We start from the raw sequence: 14237 nt of genomic DNA, 5'->3' as shown, positions 1-14237 counted from the left end.
TGTGAAGTATGGCATCTGTCAATCGATTTATTCAGTTTAATAATGAAACCATCGATACGAAATTGCTGCATCAGATGGAAATGCTGGCAGGGGCGCTTGCAGATGCCCCTTTCCTGAAAGTGACCACACGCAAACTGCTGGAGTTCCGACCGTCCGAATCCGCGCTTTCCATCAGTGTGTTTTGGCGTCACCGGCCAAGGCAGATAGAGCGGAATGGCTATTTATCCGATATTTATTTGCTCGCAGCAGGTTATTGGCGCCATTTCAAATTGGGCAGTTGGCGGCGATTTCTGCAGGAAGAAAGCGTTTTGCCTCATATGCGGCAGCAATTGCTCCTCTGTGCTGAGGAGTTCCGGTTGATTGAGCAGGTTAGCGGAGAACGCCCTGGAACCCGTGAAGCTTTTGCAGTTCGGGAAAGCGTCTATATCGAATACCATAAAGACCAGTACCGCCAAAATATGCAAAAAGGCTTTAAAGCCGAGGCATTTTTAAATGCTGCTTTTTTGGCGCTTCGCGGCCAATCTGTGGAAATGCACGAATCTTATAGCGAACTGTTCTTCTTCTGGTCAAGAATGTTCGATGCGAAGTCGACTGCCGACTCTGGGGCAGTTGTAGATAGCCTCATGGGACGCCTTGAATATTTACTCCATGATGACATGGTGCTCAGCTATTATACATTTGGCGACTCGATCGATGAAGTTCCGCCGTTCCGCTATTACGACGGGATGGAAACAGAAGCATCAAAAGAAGAGGAAAGCATTGATACCATTGAAGAGTGGTTCCAGATGTGGCACCGGGAAACCGAAATCGATGCCTCTCCTGCCATGGAATTCGAACTGGATAAAGGCGACTCGCAGCTAGCGGATGGCGGCAGGGAAGACGACGGCAGCGGGGAACCGGAGCAAACTGCCCAAGGCAACTCTGCAGGAGAACATGTTGCAGATAACGATGAAAACGACCGGAAGATGGATGACAAACCGAAAAAAGCCGCAGGGAAATTCGGTGCCGCCAACGCGGCGGTTGAATATACGGAAAAACGGATTGAATTGTCCGGTGATCACCGGCATGACATTGAAGGATGGAGAAGAAAGCAAGCGCCATATGTACGGGCTCTTTTAAAAGAGTTGAAAAAGAGAATGACGCAGCGCAAGCAAGAGGCGAGAGGGAACTTGAATGCGGGCAGGCTGTCGAGAAATTTACTGCCACTGATTATTGAAGAACGGCCCAAACCTTTTTACCGCAAAACGGCGCCTTCGAAAGAATTGGATGCGGTGTTCTGCTTGTTGATCGACGGGTCTGCTTCAATGGTGGACAAATTAGAGGAAACAAAGCAAGCGGTCTTGTTGTTCCATGATGTTTTGCGGAATCTCAATGTTCCGCATGAAATCGTCTTGTTTTATGAAGACGCCTACGAAGCAAGTGAAGCGAGCCAGCCCAATTATTTCGAATGGATGCATAAATTTGAAGATGGCAGCCGCGACCATGCGCAGGAAATTTTTTCGCTGGAAGCCCATGAAGACAACCGGGATGGCTTTGCAATCCGCTGGATGACGGAACGCCTTCAGCAGCGAACCGAAAAACACCGCTTTTTACTGGTCTTTTCAGATGGTGAGCCTTCTGCCTATGATTATGCTGAGAACGGTGTAGTGGATACGGCAAACGCTGTTTTAGAGGCGAAAAAAAGCGCCATTGAAGTGCTTCATCTGTTTTTGAGTAGCGAGGCAATTTCTGAAGAGCAAGCTTCGTTTTATCAGATGATGTACGGCAATAAATCAGTCAGTGCGGATTCTTTGGAGCAATTTGTAGAGCAGACTTTGCGCTTGTTGAAACGGACATTGCATTTAGTGATCCAGTCCGGCTGATCTGTGGCAGAGATAGAAAATCCCCGGAAGCGGTGTGCTTCCGGGGATTTTTTAAAGTTTATGGGCGGCTGCCTTCACGATCGTCTTGGATGGACAATAACCGCTGCTTTAGGTCTTCTTCCATGCGGCCAATTTCAATTTCTGCCGCTTTGCGGTTTTTGCGTCCTTCTGATTGGATGCGCAAAGTTTCTTCAATGGTAGTTAATAGATTTTCCTGCGTCTGTTTTAGCGTTTCAATTTCTACCAAACCGCGTTCATTTTCTTTTGCGGTTTCAATCGAATTGAGCTTCAGCATTTCTGAGTTCTTCAATAGCAATTCGTTCGTCGTGGAAGTCACTTGCTTTTGTGCTTCAACCGCTTTCATCTGGCGGTTCAGCGTTAAAGCGATGGCAATCTGATTTTTCCATAACGGGATCGAAGTCATGATGGAAGACTGGATTTTCTCAGCCAAGGTTTGGTTGGTTTGCTGGATCATCCGGATTTGCGGTGCACTTTGGATGGTGATCTGGCGGGATAATTGCAGATCATACAACCGTTTTTCCAAGCGATCCAAGAATTGCGCCATATCGTTTACTTCCTGGTAAGCCATTTGGTCATTCGACTGTTCCGCCTTTTTTCGCAGGGCAGGGATGGTCTCGTTGAGAATTTCATCGCGTTTTAGTTCAGCTGCAGCGATATAGACATTCAATGCCTGGAAATAGGTTTTGTTTTGGTCGTATAATTGCTCAAGCATTTGAACGTCTTCCAATAGCCCGCGTTTCGAGTGGTCCAATTGGACGCTGATGCGGTCTACTTGTGTGCTGAGCTTTTGGTATTTTGTCATCATTTCCTGTATGGAATATTTTGCCTTAGCGAATAATTTGCGGAGGCCAGAGCGTTTTTCCTGGGAAAGTTCTTCCGGATTCAATTCCTGCAATTTTTTCATCAGGTCATGGAGAACATCGCCAACTGGCCCGATGTCTTTTTGCTGCACATGGTCGAGCATCTTATGCGAAAACTGCCCCAATTGATTTTGGGCATTGGCCCCATAAGTTAAAATGGCCTCGTAATTGCCTGCAGGAATCTGCTTGGCCAGTTCACGCGCTTTTTCCTGTTCGTCTTTAGTCAGGCGTTCCATTAAAGCGACGGGGCGGCCGTCTTCGCGTTTTGTCAAATTCACTTCTTCTTTCATAGGTTCCATGCCGAATGGGTTGCCTAGCAAATCATCCAATTCACTTTGATTCGATCGATTTTGTGTCATGTTCCACGTCTCCTTCATTGTCTGATGGCGCTTCTTGCACGAGCAATTTCTGATTATTGTGCTGGTCTACCGTCAACCGGGCAAAATCAAGTTCCATCCGAAGTTTCTCCACGTCCGTGGACAGCACTTTCTGCAAATCCCGTTCCATTACACTGGTCATCGACCGAAGTGTTTCGCGCGTCTCCTGCAGTGCAATTTTCAAGTCCCGGTCTTTTACCGGCTGGCCGACAAGAAGCGTATACTTCTCGGTCAATTCCAATGCCGTATCCAAATGGGAATAAAAGAATGATTCCACTAGATAAAATTTCCGGGGATTCAATTGGACTTGCTGCACGATTTTATTCGAGAACCGGGTCAATTCCATCAATTGCTTGAATGATGCAATGGAGCGCACACGGTAATAATTTCCTTGGAGCTGTTTGATTTTGTTTTTTGCTTCTTTTACTTGATGGCGGATATGCTTATATTCGCTCCGGGTCATTCCGAGTTTCTTGGAATCGGAGGAGAATTGTATTTGTTTGACGGTCGTATTGCTGGCGATATAAGTTCCGGCTGCTACTGCCCCTGAAGCGATCAGGCCGATTTCAGCACCCATATACAGCACCGGGAACATCACTGTCATAAGCGGCAGGCTGATGGTTTGCCGTTTTATGAAGTTTTCAAAAGCCTTCATCGGAATTCCTCCTTTACTGCTACTCAATAATACGTTTCAATATGCAAAAAGTTTCACTTATTTGCTTGTCTACCTTATATTTTACAGCGAAGGGAAGGGCAATACAAACTTTGCGGGCTGAGCGCCAAAAGATTCGAAATACTGGACAAACGCCTAAAAATTTGGCAAAATGCATAGTAGAGAAATGGAGTTGCCGGTCCATGCATGAAGTGATTTATATGAAAGCGGAGTTTGAACCTTGGTGGATGTTTGAAGAATGGGAAGAAAAAGTTGTTTACAGAAAAACCTTCGACCGTAAAATGGAAGCCGAAGCATATCGTCATCAATTAATGGAACAGTTAAAAGGGAAGTATCCGCAAAGTGAAATCCGTGAAGAAGCGTTCGCTGCTTTTTGGCGCGAAGGCGAAATTGAGTATTGCGAATCATGTGATGATGACATGCAGATGTATCATGGCATACTTTGGCTCGAAAATGGCAGCCCAATAAAAAGTTTTTAGATTTATTTGACTTTTCTAATTTGCTTGCTATAATGAATATATAGAACTAAGGTTTCAGCGAAGTTAAAAATTAGATTTCACCAGCAACAGCTATTCACCTATTCAAAAAAGTGATCAGCACGTTATGGTACTTTTTTGAATATGTGAATTTTTTTATGGAAATTCCATATTGCAAATTTTTTATCTACAGGAGGTAGTACACATGCAACAAGGTACAGTAAAATGGTTTAACTCAGAAAAAGGTTTCGGTTTTATCGAAGTTGAAGGCGGAGATGACGTATTCGTTCACTTCTCAGCGATCCAAGGCGAAGGCTTTAAAACGCTTGACGAAGGACAAAAAGTTGAGTTTGAAGTAGAGGAAGGCAACCGCGGACCTCAAGCTACAAATGTTACTAAACTATAATCTCCAAGAACCGCTCATCTGATGGGCGGTTCTTTTTTGCCTATATATAATTTCTTTTTATTCAGAACTATAAGTTTTATTTAATTGGATTAGAAAATCACCAGTTGTTTAAATAATGAGGGGTTATGGGTATAAATGAGATAGGGATAGATGAACTTAAATAGGAGGGAATAGAATGGCAGGATCAAACGATATGCAGAGAACCGAAGACTTAAGAGGCGTTGTCGTCTCTTTTGACACAGCAAAAGGCTTTGGCTATATAAAAGGCGATAATGGGGAGATGTTCTTCACCCATGCCAAGCATACGGATACAGACGACGTTTCGAATTTCAAAGAAGGCATGATCGTCAATTTCATCGCGGTGGATGGCGCACCGGGAAAAGAAAGAATCGCAACAAACATCACGATGGATTTCTAAACTCACTCGTGTCAAAAATTCAGTTACAAAAAGGAGATTAGTCTATGACGGATGCATATTTAAAGAAACCACTGCCATCAACAGATGAGCAGAAGGACTTTTATCAAAATTTGCGCAGCAAAATCGAGCATTGGCTAGAAAACAAGTCCGGACCGCTGAGCCGCTTCAGCAAATATATTCTATTTGCACCAGATCTTTTCCATTTGCTGACGAAATTGATGCTCGACAGCCGGATCGATGCTAAGAACAAGGGCATGGTAGGCGCCGGGATTCTTTACTTTATTGCACCGATTGACTTTTTGCCGGAATTCATTGTTGGACCGGGCGGTTTCCTGGATGACGTGGTAGTAGCTGTTTTTGTCATCAATACACTGCTCAACAAATTCCCGATTGAAGTCATTGAAGAGCATTGGGCTGGCGATGACGAGCTCTTGTCCGTTGTCCGCGGCATATCCAATTCAGGCAATAAATTCGTTTCCAAATTGCCGGCAGGCCGTTTGGTGAAACGTTTCATGAAATAAAATAGGCTAGTAAGTTTAAACTGCAGGCAAATCCGTGAATCCGGATTTGTCTGCAGTTTTTATTTTGGCGCAGCGGCGGGTGAAGGGAAGAGGCATAATTTACTGGAGCGCGCATATTCTCCTGATTGAGCGCATTTCGCTTCGAACGCGCGCAAACTCGCACGAACGCACGCATTTCTGTTTGAACGCGCGCAAACTCGTACGAACGCGCATATTTCTGTTTGAACGCGCGCAAATTCATCTGAACGCGCACAACTCATTCATTTGAGTATCACAGCATAAAAAACCGCCTCTCTGTGAAGAGAGGCGGTTAAATCATGGATTAATTTGTGATGCCTTGAGCTTCTTTCCACTCAAGGAATTCATCGTAGCCTAGTTGCTTATCAAGGATGGTTCCGTCTTCACGGATTTCGATGACGCGGTTCGCAACGGTTTGGATAAACTGATGGTCATGTGATGTGAAGACCATCGCACCTTTAAAGGCGATCATCCCGTTATTGAGCGCTTGGATAGATTCCAGGTCCAAGTGGTTCGTCGGCTCATCAAGCAGTAAGACGTTCGCGTGCGAAAGCATCATTTTTGAAAGCATGCAGCGCACTTTTTCGCCACCGGAAAGGACAGAAGGTTTCTTTTTGACTTCTTCGCCGGAGAAAAGCATTCTGCCGAGGAAGCCGCGAAGGAAAGTTTCACTTTCGTCTTCTGGTGAATATTGGCGTAGCCAATCCACTAGGGATTGCTCGCTGCCTTCGAAATAAGCCGTATTGTCGATTGGCAGATACGCACGGGAAGTGGTTACACCCCAAGAAATCGAACCGGTTGCCGGCTCGTCTTCTTCAGCTAAAATGCGGAGAAGCGCTGATTTTGCAAGCGGATCGCCGATCAAGACGATTTTATCTTCTTTGTTCATATTGAAACTGATGTTATTCAGCAATTGATTGCCGTCCACTTTTTGGCTCACATCGCGAACCGTCAAAACATCGTTTCCGATTTCGCGGCCGATTGTAAAGTTGACGAACGGATATTTACGGGAAGAAGGGCGGATATCATCAAGTTCGATTTTATCGAGCATTTTCTTACGCGATGTTGCCTGCTTCGATTTAGAAGCATTCGCAGAGAAACGCGCGATAAACGCTTGAAGCTCTTTAATTTTCTCTTCTTTTTTCGCATTTTGGTCACTCGCAAGACGAGTAGCCAATTGGCTTGATTCGTACCAGAAGTCGTAGTTTCCTACGTACAATTGAATTTTCCCGAAATCAAGGTCAGCGATATGCGTGCAGACTTTATTCAAGAAGTGGCGGTCATGCGAAACGACAATAACGGTGTTTTCAAAGTTGATCAAAAACTCTTCCAGCCATTTGATGGCATCCAAGTCCAAATGGTTCGTCGGCTCATCCAGAAGAAGGACGTCCGGCTTGCCGAATAGGGCTTGGGCAAGCAATACTTTTACTTTGTCCGAACCGGAAAGTTCAGCCATTTTTTTATCGTGAAGGTCCTCGGAAATGCCAAGGCCTTGAAGCAAAATCGCCGCTTCAGATTCCGCTTCCCACCCGTTCAATTCAGCGAATTCGCCTTCAAGTTCGGCAGCGCGCATTCCATCTTCATCGGAGAAATCTTCTTTCATATAAATCGCATTTTTTTCAGCCATGATTTCATAGAGTTTTTTATGGCCCATGATGACCGTTTCAAGAACTGCGTGTTCTTCGTATTCGAAGTGATCCTGCTTAAGTACAGCAAGGCGTTCGCCTGAACCCATGGACACATTTCCGCTTTGCGCTTCCAAATCACCCGAAAGGATTTTGATGAACGTGGATTTGCCCGCACCGTTTGCACCGATTAATCCGTAGCAGTTGCCAGGGTTGAATTGAATATTAACATCTTCGAAAAGTTTACGGTCGCCAAAGCGAAGACTTACATCATTTACAGCTATCATTTAAACGTACCTCCTAAATTTCACAATAAGAAGAGTATACCATGAATCGCATTAAAATCGATAGCAATCACTTGCGGTCTGGGATAAACTTAAAGCAGTCTGCATGATTTATTTGTATTTGCGTAATTTATAGGCATCAAGCAATCCGAGATCCTTGTTCAGCAAATACTCCATCTTCACATAATCTTTGCGTTCTGGAATATGTTCTTTTGTCAGGCCTTTCATCGAAAAGATGAAATAATAGCCGCCAATTTGCCGGAATAGCACAACTACGTGTGGAAATTCATCGAATATCGCTTTGATATTATATCTTTTTGCGTAACTCCAGTTTACGAGTTTCATTGGTTGACCCGCCTTTCAACCTTCATTTTAATAAATTCTTGTGGCGAACACAAGTTTGTGTATGCCATAAAAGAAAGGGGAATAATATTATGACCGCTTTACAGAAGAAATCGGCGCTTGGCTTGATGGTGATGGCCATCTTTTTTGTGTCATTGAATTTGAGGCCGGCCATTTCATCTGTTGGCCCGCTGCTTGAAATTATCCGAGTGGATTTAGGGCTAAACAATACCCAAGTCAGTTTGTTGACATCCATTCCGGTATTTTGCATGGGCTTGTTCGCACCGCTCGCAGTTGTCTTCAACCGGAAATTCGGCATGAAGCGCTCAGTGGCATTTTTGGTCGTGGTCATCGGCGCTTTGACGTTTGTGCGCGGACTTGTTCCGTCATTTGCGGTGCTTCTGATGAGTTCTTTTTTCATCGGATTGTCGATCGCCATCATTAGCCCTTTAATTTCTGCGATGATCAAGCGGAATTTCCCGACGAAAACAACGGCTTTGATTGGCGTCTACTCTTTCGGATTAGGGCTTGGTGCTACATTATCGACCGGTTTTACGGGCGTATTCTATACGTGGGTCAATTGGCCATTTGCGCTTGCAAGCTGGGGAGCTCTGGCGGTAATCGCTTTACTTCTTTGGTTCCGGGTCAATGAACCGAAAAACGAAGGAATGGAAGACGATTTAACGGTGGGGCCAGGAAATTCTCCATGGAAAAATCGGCGTGCCTGGTATATGCTGGTCTTTTTCGGGCTTCAATCGGCTTTGTTTTTCTCGATGATCACTTGGCTTGCACCGATACTCATTGAAAAAGGGATGACCGTATTGACGGCAAGTGCCGTTCTCACTGTCATGACTTCAGTTCAATTGGTAGGGAATTTATCGATTCCGGCTCTTTTGGCAAAATTTCCGAGCCGTTTATTTTGGACCATTGTCAGCTTGCTTTTTGGGGCGGCAGGCATTGGATTGTTGATGATGGATAATCTGGCGCTTGTTTGGCTTGCGGCCATCTGCCTCGGCTTTACTTTAGGCGGCTTGTTCCCGATCGCTTTACTAATGCCCCTTGATGAAAATGAGCGGGCTGATGACGTAAACAGCTGGACCTCGATGATCCAAGGGGGAGGGTATGTTATTTCCAGCATCATGCCGTTCACAGTAGGCTTCTTTTATGACCGGTTCGGCAGCCATGACCTTACATTGATCCTCTTTATGAGCTATATTGTGCTGCTCGCTGTATTGGCCATCCTTTTAAGCAACAGAAAAAAAGAACGAACAACTTGAAACCGCATAAAGGAGAAATAGACGATGAAATATGAATTAGTTTTATTTGATATTGACGATACCTTGCTCGATTTTCCGGCCACTGAAAAAGCAGCTTTACATAATACTTTTATGGATTACAAAATCCCGACTGGCTTCGCAGATTACCATTCCAGCTATAGGGAAATCAGCAATGTCTTATGGAAAGATCTTGAAGAAGGAACGCTTACGCTGCCGGAACTTGGAATCGAGCGGTTTCAGCGTCTATTTGCACACCACGAATTGACTGTCGATCCGAAGCTTTTCAGCCAATCGTATTTAACGCATCTTGGCAACGAAACGCATCTCATTGAAGGCGCGGTAGAATTATGCCAATCACTTGAAGGCTGCCGACTCGCCATCATCACTAACGGATTTGGCGAAGTACAGAAGATGAGGCTTAAAAACTCACCGCTTGCCGATCTTTTTGAACAAATTATCGTCTCGGAAGAAACCGGATTCCAGAAACCGCATCCTGGCATTTTTGACTATGCGTTTGGAAAACTGGAAGGGGCGGAGAAAGAAAAAGCATTGATTGTCGGAGATTCCCTTTCTTCAGACATCCGCGGCGGCAATAATTACGGAATTGCAACCTGCTGGTTTAACCCATACCATAAGAAAAATGAAACCGGGATAAAACCGACCTACGAAGTCCATTCTTTATTGGAAGTGGAAGAAATCGTCAAAGGGCTTAACAACTAATACGATATAGAAGAAATAAGAAAACGAGCTGTTCCGATGAGGAACAGCTCGTTTCTTTTTACTGATTCACTTTATCTTGCTCCCAAACAGCATCCAGGAATTCGTCGCGCCCGGATTGTTTGCGGTCTTCCGTATAATGGTCGGGATTTTTTTTGTAGAAATCTTGGTGGTAATCTTCAGCCGCATAAAACGGAACCGCATCGAGGATTTCTGTGACGACGGGTTTCTTGAATCGGCCGCTTTCATCAAGCTCGCGTTTTGTCTTTTCAGCCAATTCGCGCTGTTTTTCATTGTGGACAAAAATAGCCGGACGGTAGGACGGACCCCGGTCCTGGAATTGCCCTTCATTGTCGGTTGGATCGATTTGTTGCCAGAAAATCTCAAGCAGCTGTTCATAGGAAAAGGTCTCGGGTTGGAAAGTGATTTCAACAACTTCTAAATGTCCGGTAGTTCCAGACTTCACTTGTTCATATGTAGGGTTTTCTACATGCCCTCCACTATATCCGGAAATGACGCTTTCGATGCCGTCGAACTGGTCGAAAGGCTTGACCATGCACCAAAAGCACCCGCCTGCAAATGTCGCTTTTTCTGTCATATCGTTTTCTCCTCTCGTTGCATCGGGATGAATTTCTTCAAATCCAAGCAGTGAATATGAAAAAATCTTAACACTCCCACTGTTTCCGCACAATAAATATGTTTATACTAATGAAACAGAAACCTATTTAACAGGTTAGACGTCTCATGTAAGGTACGATTTAGAAAGGAACGTGTAGATTATGGAAGAAGAACGCCAACAAGCCAGGAGAGGCCGGCGCAAGAAAAAACGATTCCGCCTCCGTGGACTCCTCCTATTAGTATTCATTGCAATTCTAGCGATAGGGGCTTATGTGTTTATCCAATTTCAAAACGGCAGCAAGCTAGCTGAAAATACAGAGCAAATTCCAGTAACATTCAATGGCGATCCGGAAAATAATGAGTTTGAGAATGTTTTGGTGCTGGGCATCGATACACGCGGAGAAGAAAAATCGCGTACCGATACCATGATGCTAATGACACACGATAAAAAGACCGATGAAGTGAAGTTGACTTCGTTCATGCGTGACATCTATGCAGACATTCCGGGCTACCAGTCGTATAAGCTGAATACCGCTTATTATTTAGGCGGGGTAGATTTGCTGGCTGATACACTTCGCGGCATGTTCGGCATTGAAATTCAGCATTATGCATTGATCGACTTTAAAAACTTCGAACAACTCGTTGATATTGCAGCGCCGGATGGTGTAGAAATCGAAGTGGAAAAAGACATGTCCGAAAAAATCGGTGTTACCTTAACGAAAGGCACACATAATTTGAACGGCAAGGAACTACTCGGCTATGCCCGTTTCCGTGCGGATAATGAAGGCGACTTTGGCCGTGTGCGCCGCCAGCAGCAAGTGCTGTCAGCGATGAAAGAAGAATTGATCAGCGTGTCAGGAATTCCAAAATACCCGAAACTTGCAGGAGCGGTCCAAGGCTATATCCAGACCGACATTCCCTCAACGGACCAAGTGAAATTAGCGATGCAGCTTGCGTTGAACGGCGGCAGCGATTTGGATCGCCTGACCATTCCCGTAAAAGATGGCTATAGCTACGGTTCTTATTCACATGCAGGTTCTGTATTGGAACTTGATATGGAAAAGAACAGACAAGCTTTGTCCGAATTTTTATCACAAACTCTGAAATGAATAGTCTGACAATATGTTAAACTGATAGATAGAGAAATATTTCAGAAAGTAGGAGTGGGAATGGAACCGGAAAAACAATCTTTTTTTTCGACGAATTTTATTCGCTTTCTAGGTGGAACGAATACGCTTTTCACTTTGATCGCCCTTGTACTTCTCGGATTGGTGATTTTTATCTTCCGGGAAGTCTCTTTCATTTTCAACCCTTTAAGCGTCTTTATGAAAACCGTCGTGCTGCCGGTCGTGCTGGCGCTGATCCTGTATTATCTTCTGCGCCCGATTCTGCGGCTGCTGGAAGGGTTTAAAATACCGCGCATCTGGGGGATTTTGATTATTTTCCTTGGGCTCATCGGGCTCATTACCTTATTGGTCGTATTGGTATTTCCATTTTTGAAGACTCAATTCCAAAACTTGATCATGGAATTTCCGAATTACTTCATGCAGCTTTTAACGGATTTGGATGCCTTTTTACGTACATCTTACATAGGCGATTATTATATGGGATCGAGCTTTGATATTGAGGAATTGGTGGCGACTTTGCCGGGGAATATTACAGATACACTGCAGAATACCGTAACGAGCATTATTTCCGGCGTAACAGGATTGATCTCGACGATTACTTCCGTCATTTTATCCATTGTCATTGTTCCGTTTATTCTTTTTTACCTTCTGAAAGACGGAGAAAAGCTCCCGAAGTATTTTGTGAAGCTATTGCCTCCTCGTTTGCGCCAAGACACACGTGAAGTGCTGTCGGAAGCGGACAAACAGCTGGGCGCCTACATCCAAGGCCAAATCATTGTAGCCTTCTGCATCGGTGTCATGATCTATATCGGATTCCTCATTATCGGCATGGATTATGCATTATTGCTCGGGGTTCTTGCGATGGTCACGAGTGTGGTTCCGTATCTTGGGCCGGCAATCGCCATTACGCCTGCAGCGATTATCGCATTAGTCACTTCACCGTTCATGCTCGTGAAGCTTGCGATCGTCTGGACAGTGGTCCAGCTGGTGGAAGGCAATTTGATATCGCCGCAAGTCATGGGCAAAACAATGTTTATCCACCCGGTGACAATTATTTTTGTTTTGCTGACAGCAGGTTCTTTGTTCGGCATCGCCGGCGTTATTTTAGGGATACCGATGTATGCCTTGGTGCGTGTATTGGTATCGCATCTTTATAAACTGTTCAAACGGCGTTACAATCGCCATGAACCGGCTCTTGAAAATAAATACGATTACACCGAGTTGCATTAACAGTTTGAGAAATTAACGGCAGTGGTATAGAAAGATTATTAAGAGTTGGGGGTTTCCATGTATGAATTTCAAACAATTTTTATCTTCTATCGGCATTGGGTCGATGCAAATCGAAACCGTAGTTGAAAGGCCGCATCTAGACGAAGGCGAAACTTTGAATGGCACCGTCTATTTCACTGGCGGCGAAAGTGATCAGGACATCGACTTTATTGAACTGAATGTATTGAAACAGATTGAAGATTACCGGGAAGACAGCGATTTTGATATCATTGAAAAAACTGTCGCCAAGCAGACCTTGGAATTTGCAGGGTCTGTAAAGTCGAAAGAAACCGTCATGCAGCAATTTGAAATTGTTCCGGACGAGCGTTGGATTCTGGATACGCCGAAATCGAAATTGATCTTGCGGACGGTTGTCCATATCAAGAACGGCGTCAATGCCCAAGACGAAGATGAAATCACTTATGGGCTGCAAGAATAGCAAACTAAAACGAGCACTTGAATTGTTTCAACAATTCAAGTGCCTTTTTGATTGGAGAGATTGTGTATGGCAGCCGTTAATGATTTACACCTGGCAAAAGCGATAGAAGAATTGAAAATTGACGGAACAAAACAGTATATGGAGATCCAAAGGCAAAATACCTCCTTCTATAATGGGAATTATCTGTCTGCCGAAGGAAAAGGGGTTGTTTTTTACACACCGGATTATTGCTACGGCCTCGGTTTCGGTTTAGGTGAACCTGTTCAACGACCGGATCTTGAATCCGTGGAAGCGGAACTTGTCGCTCGAAATGTAGCGGCACATCTACACTTGGAAATTACTCCTTTTAGCGATGAAGCTTTTATTCACTTGTTGCAGAATAAGGGCTATACCTTCGATCATTTTCTGTCTGTTTGGGTATTGGACACGGCAAATTGGAAAGAAACCGCGCGGTTTGATCAAAATTCAACTTCAGAAATCCTAAAAGTGGACGATTATCATTCTTACGATTGGGCATGGACGGTAGCCCTTGGCATTTCACAGGACCATACAGTTACAGAAGAAGCAATGGAGTCGGTCCGCGCATTTTGGGAAGTGCCAGGCAATACAGCTTTTCTATTAAAAGAAGGGGCTGAGAACGTAGCGGGAGCCACTGTCGCCATCAAGGCGAACCTCGCAGAGCTGTTTTTAACCGCCACCATTAAACCATACAGGGGAAAAGGGTACCAAAATCGCTTAATTGAAGAACGCATCCGGTTCGCAAAAGCGGCGGGCTGTCAATTTATCACGGTGACGACCAAACCGGGAAATTCATCAGCACGCAATATGGAAAAGAACGGCTTTTCACTGATGTACCAGCGAGCCGTACTCAAAAGCCCGCCATTAATATAATGGGCGGGTTTTTGAG

16 protein-coding genes are annotated in these 14237 nt (G+C 44.6%); 11 read left to right on the top strand and 5 right to left on the bottom strand.

The window, feature by feature from the left end:
• The first annotated feature begins 8 nt into the window (after nucleotides 1–8).
• Nucleotides 9–1862 carry a vWA domain-containing protein gene (locus AC2EXB_RS10945; protein ID WP_483601408.1) on the top strand — a complete coding sequence of 618 codons (1854 nt, stop codon included), beginning with the start codon at nucleotides 9–11 and terminating at the stop codon, nucleotides 1860–1862.
• 58 nt (nucleotides 1863–1920) lie between these two features.
• Here the strand turns inward: AC2EXB_RS10945 and AC2EXB_RS10940 are convergent, their stop codons facing one another.
• Both AC2EXB_RS10940 and AC2EXB_RS10935 read right to left on the bottom strand, forming a co-directional pair.
• Nucleotides 1921–3102, bottom strand: coding sequence for a toxic anion resistance protein (locus AC2EXB_RS10940; protein ID WP_483601407.1), 1182 nt, complete (start codon nucleotides 3100–3102; stop codon nucleotides 1921–1923).
• Nucleotides 3074–3775, bottom strand: a complete 702-nt coding sequence (locus AC2EXB_RS10935) for a 5-bromo-4-chloroindolyl phosphate hydrolysis family protein (RefSeq protein WP_483601406.1) — start codon at nucleotides 3773–3775, stop codon at nucleotides 3074–3076. Before AC2EXB_RS10935 ends, AC2EXB_RS10940 begins: the two co-directional genes overlap by 29 nt.
• Nucleotides 3776–3975: 200 nt before the next feature.
• On the opposite strand from AC2EXB_RS10935, the gene AC2EXB_RS10930 reads away from it, so the two are divergent.
• The 4 genes from AC2EXB_RS10930 to AC2EXB_RS10915 all read left to right on the top strand — a co-directional run bounded on the left by AC2EXB_RS10930 (nucleotide 3976) and on the right by AC2EXB_RS10915 (nucleotide 5614).
• The gene (locus AC2EXB_RS10930) at nucleotides 3976–4272 is read left to right on the top strand and encodes a DUF1033 family protein (protein ID WP_483601405.1); all 297 of its coding nucleotides are present in this window, start codon (nucleotides 3976–3978) and stop codon (nucleotides 4270–4272) included.
• Between the two features lie 202 nt (nucleotides 4273–4474).
• Entirely contained in the window at nucleotides 4475–4675 is a 201-nt protein-coding gene (locus AC2EXB_RS10925; protein ID WP_052651506.1) for a cold-shock protein, read from the top strand.
• A 175-nt stretch (nucleotides 4676–4850) separates the two neighbouring features.
• The gene (locus AC2EXB_RS10920; protein WP_235196346.1) at nucleotides 4851–5093 is read left to right on the top strand and encodes a cold-shock protein; all 243 of its coding nucleotides are present in this window, start codon (nucleotides 4851–4853) and stop codon (nucleotides 5091–5093) included.
• Nucleotides 5094–5137: 44 nt separating this feature from the next.
• Nucleotides 5138–5614 (top strand): YkvA family protein, encoded by a 477-nt coding sequence (locus tag AC2EXB_RS10915; RefSeq protein ID WP_235196345.1) that lies wholly within the window; start codon nucleotides 5138–5140, stop codon nucleotides 5612–5614.
• Nucleotides 5615–5936: 322 nt separating this feature from the next.
• Here the strand turns inward: AC2EXB_RS10915 and AC2EXB_RS10910 are convergent, their stop codons facing one another.
• Together AC2EXB_RS10910 and AC2EXB_RS10905 are read right to left on the bottom strand one after the other, a co-directional pair.
• Entirely contained in the window at nucleotides 5937–7544 is a 1608-nt protein-coding gene (locus AC2EXB_RS10910) for an ABC-F family ATP-binding cassette domain-containing protein (protein WP_251473728.1), read from the bottom strand.
• A gap of 108 nt (nucleotides 7545–7652) precedes the next feature.
• Entirely contained in the window at nucleotides 7653–7886 is a 234-nt protein-coding gene (locus AC2EXB_RS10905) for a hypothetical protein (RefSeq protein WP_052651512.1), read from the bottom strand.
• 89 nt (nucleotides 7887–7975) lie between these two features.
• Between AC2EXB_RS10905 and AC2EXB_RS10900 the strand changes: the two genes are divergently transcribed.
• Together AC2EXB_RS10900 and AC2EXB_RS10895 are read left to right on the top strand one after the other, a co-directional pair.
• Nucleotides 7976–9160 carry an MFS transporter gene (locus AC2EXB_RS10900; protein WP_483601404.1) on the top strand — a complete coding sequence of 395 codons (1185 nt, stop codon included), beginning with the start codon at nucleotides 7976–7978 and terminating at the stop codon, nucleotides 9158–9160.
• Between the two features lie 24 nt (nucleotides 9161–9184).
• Nucleotides 9185–9880 (top strand): YjjG family noncanonical pyrimidine nucleotidase, encoded by a 696-nt coding sequence (locus tag AC2EXB_RS10895; protein ID WP_483601402.1) that lies wholly within the window; start codon nucleotides 9185–9187, stop codon nucleotides 9878–9880.
• 58 nt (nucleotides 9881–9938) lie between these two features.
• Here AC2EXB_RS10895 and msrA read toward each other — a convergent pair whose 3' ends face one another.
• Nucleotides 9939–10475 carry a peptide-methionine (S)-S-oxide reductase MsrA gene (gene msrA / locus AC2EXB_RS10890; RefSeq protein WP_483601400.1) on the bottom strand — a complete coding sequence of 179 codons (537 nt, stop codon included), beginning with the start codon at nucleotides 10473–10475 and terminating at the stop codon, nucleotides 9939–9941.
• 181 nt (nucleotides 10476–10656) lie between these two features.
• Between msrA and AC2EXB_RS10885 the strand changes: the two genes are divergently transcribed.
• The 4 genes from AC2EXB_RS10885 to AC2EXB_RS10870 all read left to right on the top strand — a co-directional run bounded on the left by AC2EXB_RS10885 (nucleotide 10657) and on the right by AC2EXB_RS10870 (nucleotide 14221).
• Complete coding sequence (locus AC2EXB_RS10885; protein WP_483601398.1) at nucleotides 10657–11604, top strand: LCP family protein; 948 nt, start codon at nucleotides 10657–10659, stop codon at nucleotides 11602–11604.
• Between the two features lie 60 nt (nucleotides 11605–11664).
• Nucleotides 11665–12852 carry an AI-2E family transporter gene (locus tag AC2EXB_RS10880; protein ID WP_483601397.1) on the top strand — a complete coding sequence of 396 codons (1188 nt, stop codon included), beginning with the start codon at nucleotides 11665–11667 and terminating at the stop codon, nucleotides 12850–12852.
• Nucleotides 12853–12913: 61 nt separating this feature from the next.
• Nucleotides 12914–13330, top strand: coding sequence for a sporulation protein (locus AC2EXB_RS10875; RefSeq protein ID WP_483601395.1), 417 nt, complete (start codon nucleotides 12914–12916; stop codon nucleotides 13328–13330).
• A gap of 66 nt (nucleotides 13331–13396) precedes the next feature.
• Nucleotides 13397–14221 (top strand): GNAT family N-acetyltransferase, encoded by an 825-nt coding sequence (locus AC2EXB_RS10870; protein ID WP_483601394.1) that lies wholly within the window; start codon nucleotides 13397–13399, stop codon nucleotides 14219–14221.
• The last annotated feature ends 16 nt before the right edge of the window (nucleotides 14222–14237 follow it).

It is taken from the genome of Planococcus alkaliphilus (assembly GCF_057031095.1).
The sequence above is the reverse complement of the archived record's forward strand: the minus strand, read 5'-3'. Positions and strand labels throughout refer to the sequence as shown.

Coding starts and splice junctions, on each gene's coding strand:
- AC2EXB_RS10945 (WP_483601408.1), top strand. CDS start 9: ATGGCATCTGTCAATCGATTTATTCAGTTTAATAATGAAACCATCGAT.
- AC2EXB_RS10905 (WP_052651512.1), bottom strand. CDS start 7,886: ATGAAACTCGTAAACTGGAGTTACGCAAAAAGATATAATATCAAAGCG.
- msrA (WP_483601400.1), bottom strand. CDS start 10,475: ATGACAGAAAAAGCGACATTTGCAGGCGGGTGCTTTTGGTGCATGGTC.
- AC2EXB_RS10880 (WP_483601397.1), top strand. CDS start 11,665: ATGGAACCGGAAAAACAATCTTTTTTTTCGACGAATTTTATTCGCTTT.
- AC2EXB_RS10920 (WP_235196346.1), top strand. CDS start 4,851: ATGGCAGGATCAAACGATATGCAGAGAACCGAAGACTTAAGAGGCGTT.
- AC2EXB_RS10895 (WP_483601402.1), top strand. CDS start 9,185: ATGAAATATGAATTAGTTTTATTTGATATTGACGATACCTTGCTCGAT.
- AC2EXB_RS10930 (WP_483601405.1), top strand. CDS start 3,976: ATGCATGAAGTGATTTATATGAAAGCGGAGTTTGAACCTTGGTGGATG.
- AC2EXB_RS10935 (WP_483601406.1), bottom strand. CDS start 3,775: ATGAAGGCTTTTGAAAACTTCATAAAACGGCAAACCATCAGCCTGCCG.
- AC2EXB_RS10870 (WP_483601394.1), top strand. CDS start 13,397: ATGGCAGCCGTTAATGATTTACACCTGGCAAAAGCGATAGAAGAATTG.
- AC2EXB_RS10875 (WP_483601395.1), top strand. CDS start 12,914: ATGAATTTCAAACAATTTTTATCTTCTATCGGCATTGGGTCGATGCAA.
- AC2EXB_RS10925 (WP_052651506.1), top strand. CDS start 4,475: ATGCAACAAGGTACAGTAAAATGGTTTAACTCAGAAAAAGGTTTCGGT.
- AC2EXB_RS10910 (WP_251473728.1), bottom strand. CDS start 7,544: ATGATAGCTGTAAATGATGTAAGTCTTCGCTTTGGCGACCGTAAACTT.
- AC2EXB_RS10940 (WP_483601407.1), bottom strand. CDS start 3,102: ATGACACAAAATCGATCGAATCAAAGTGAATTGGATGATTTGCTAGGC.
- AC2EXB_RS10900 (WP_483601404.1), top strand. CDS start 7,976: ATGACCGCTTTACAGAAGAAATCGGCGCTTGGCTTGATGGTGATGGCC.
- AC2EXB_RS10885 (WP_483601398.1), top strand. CDS start 10,657: ATGGAAGAAGAACGCCAACAAGCCAGGAGAGGCCGGCGCAAGAAAAAA.
- AC2EXB_RS10915 (WP_235196345.1), top strand. CDS start 5,138: ATGACGGATGCATATTTAAAGAAACCACTGCCATCAACAGATGAGCAG.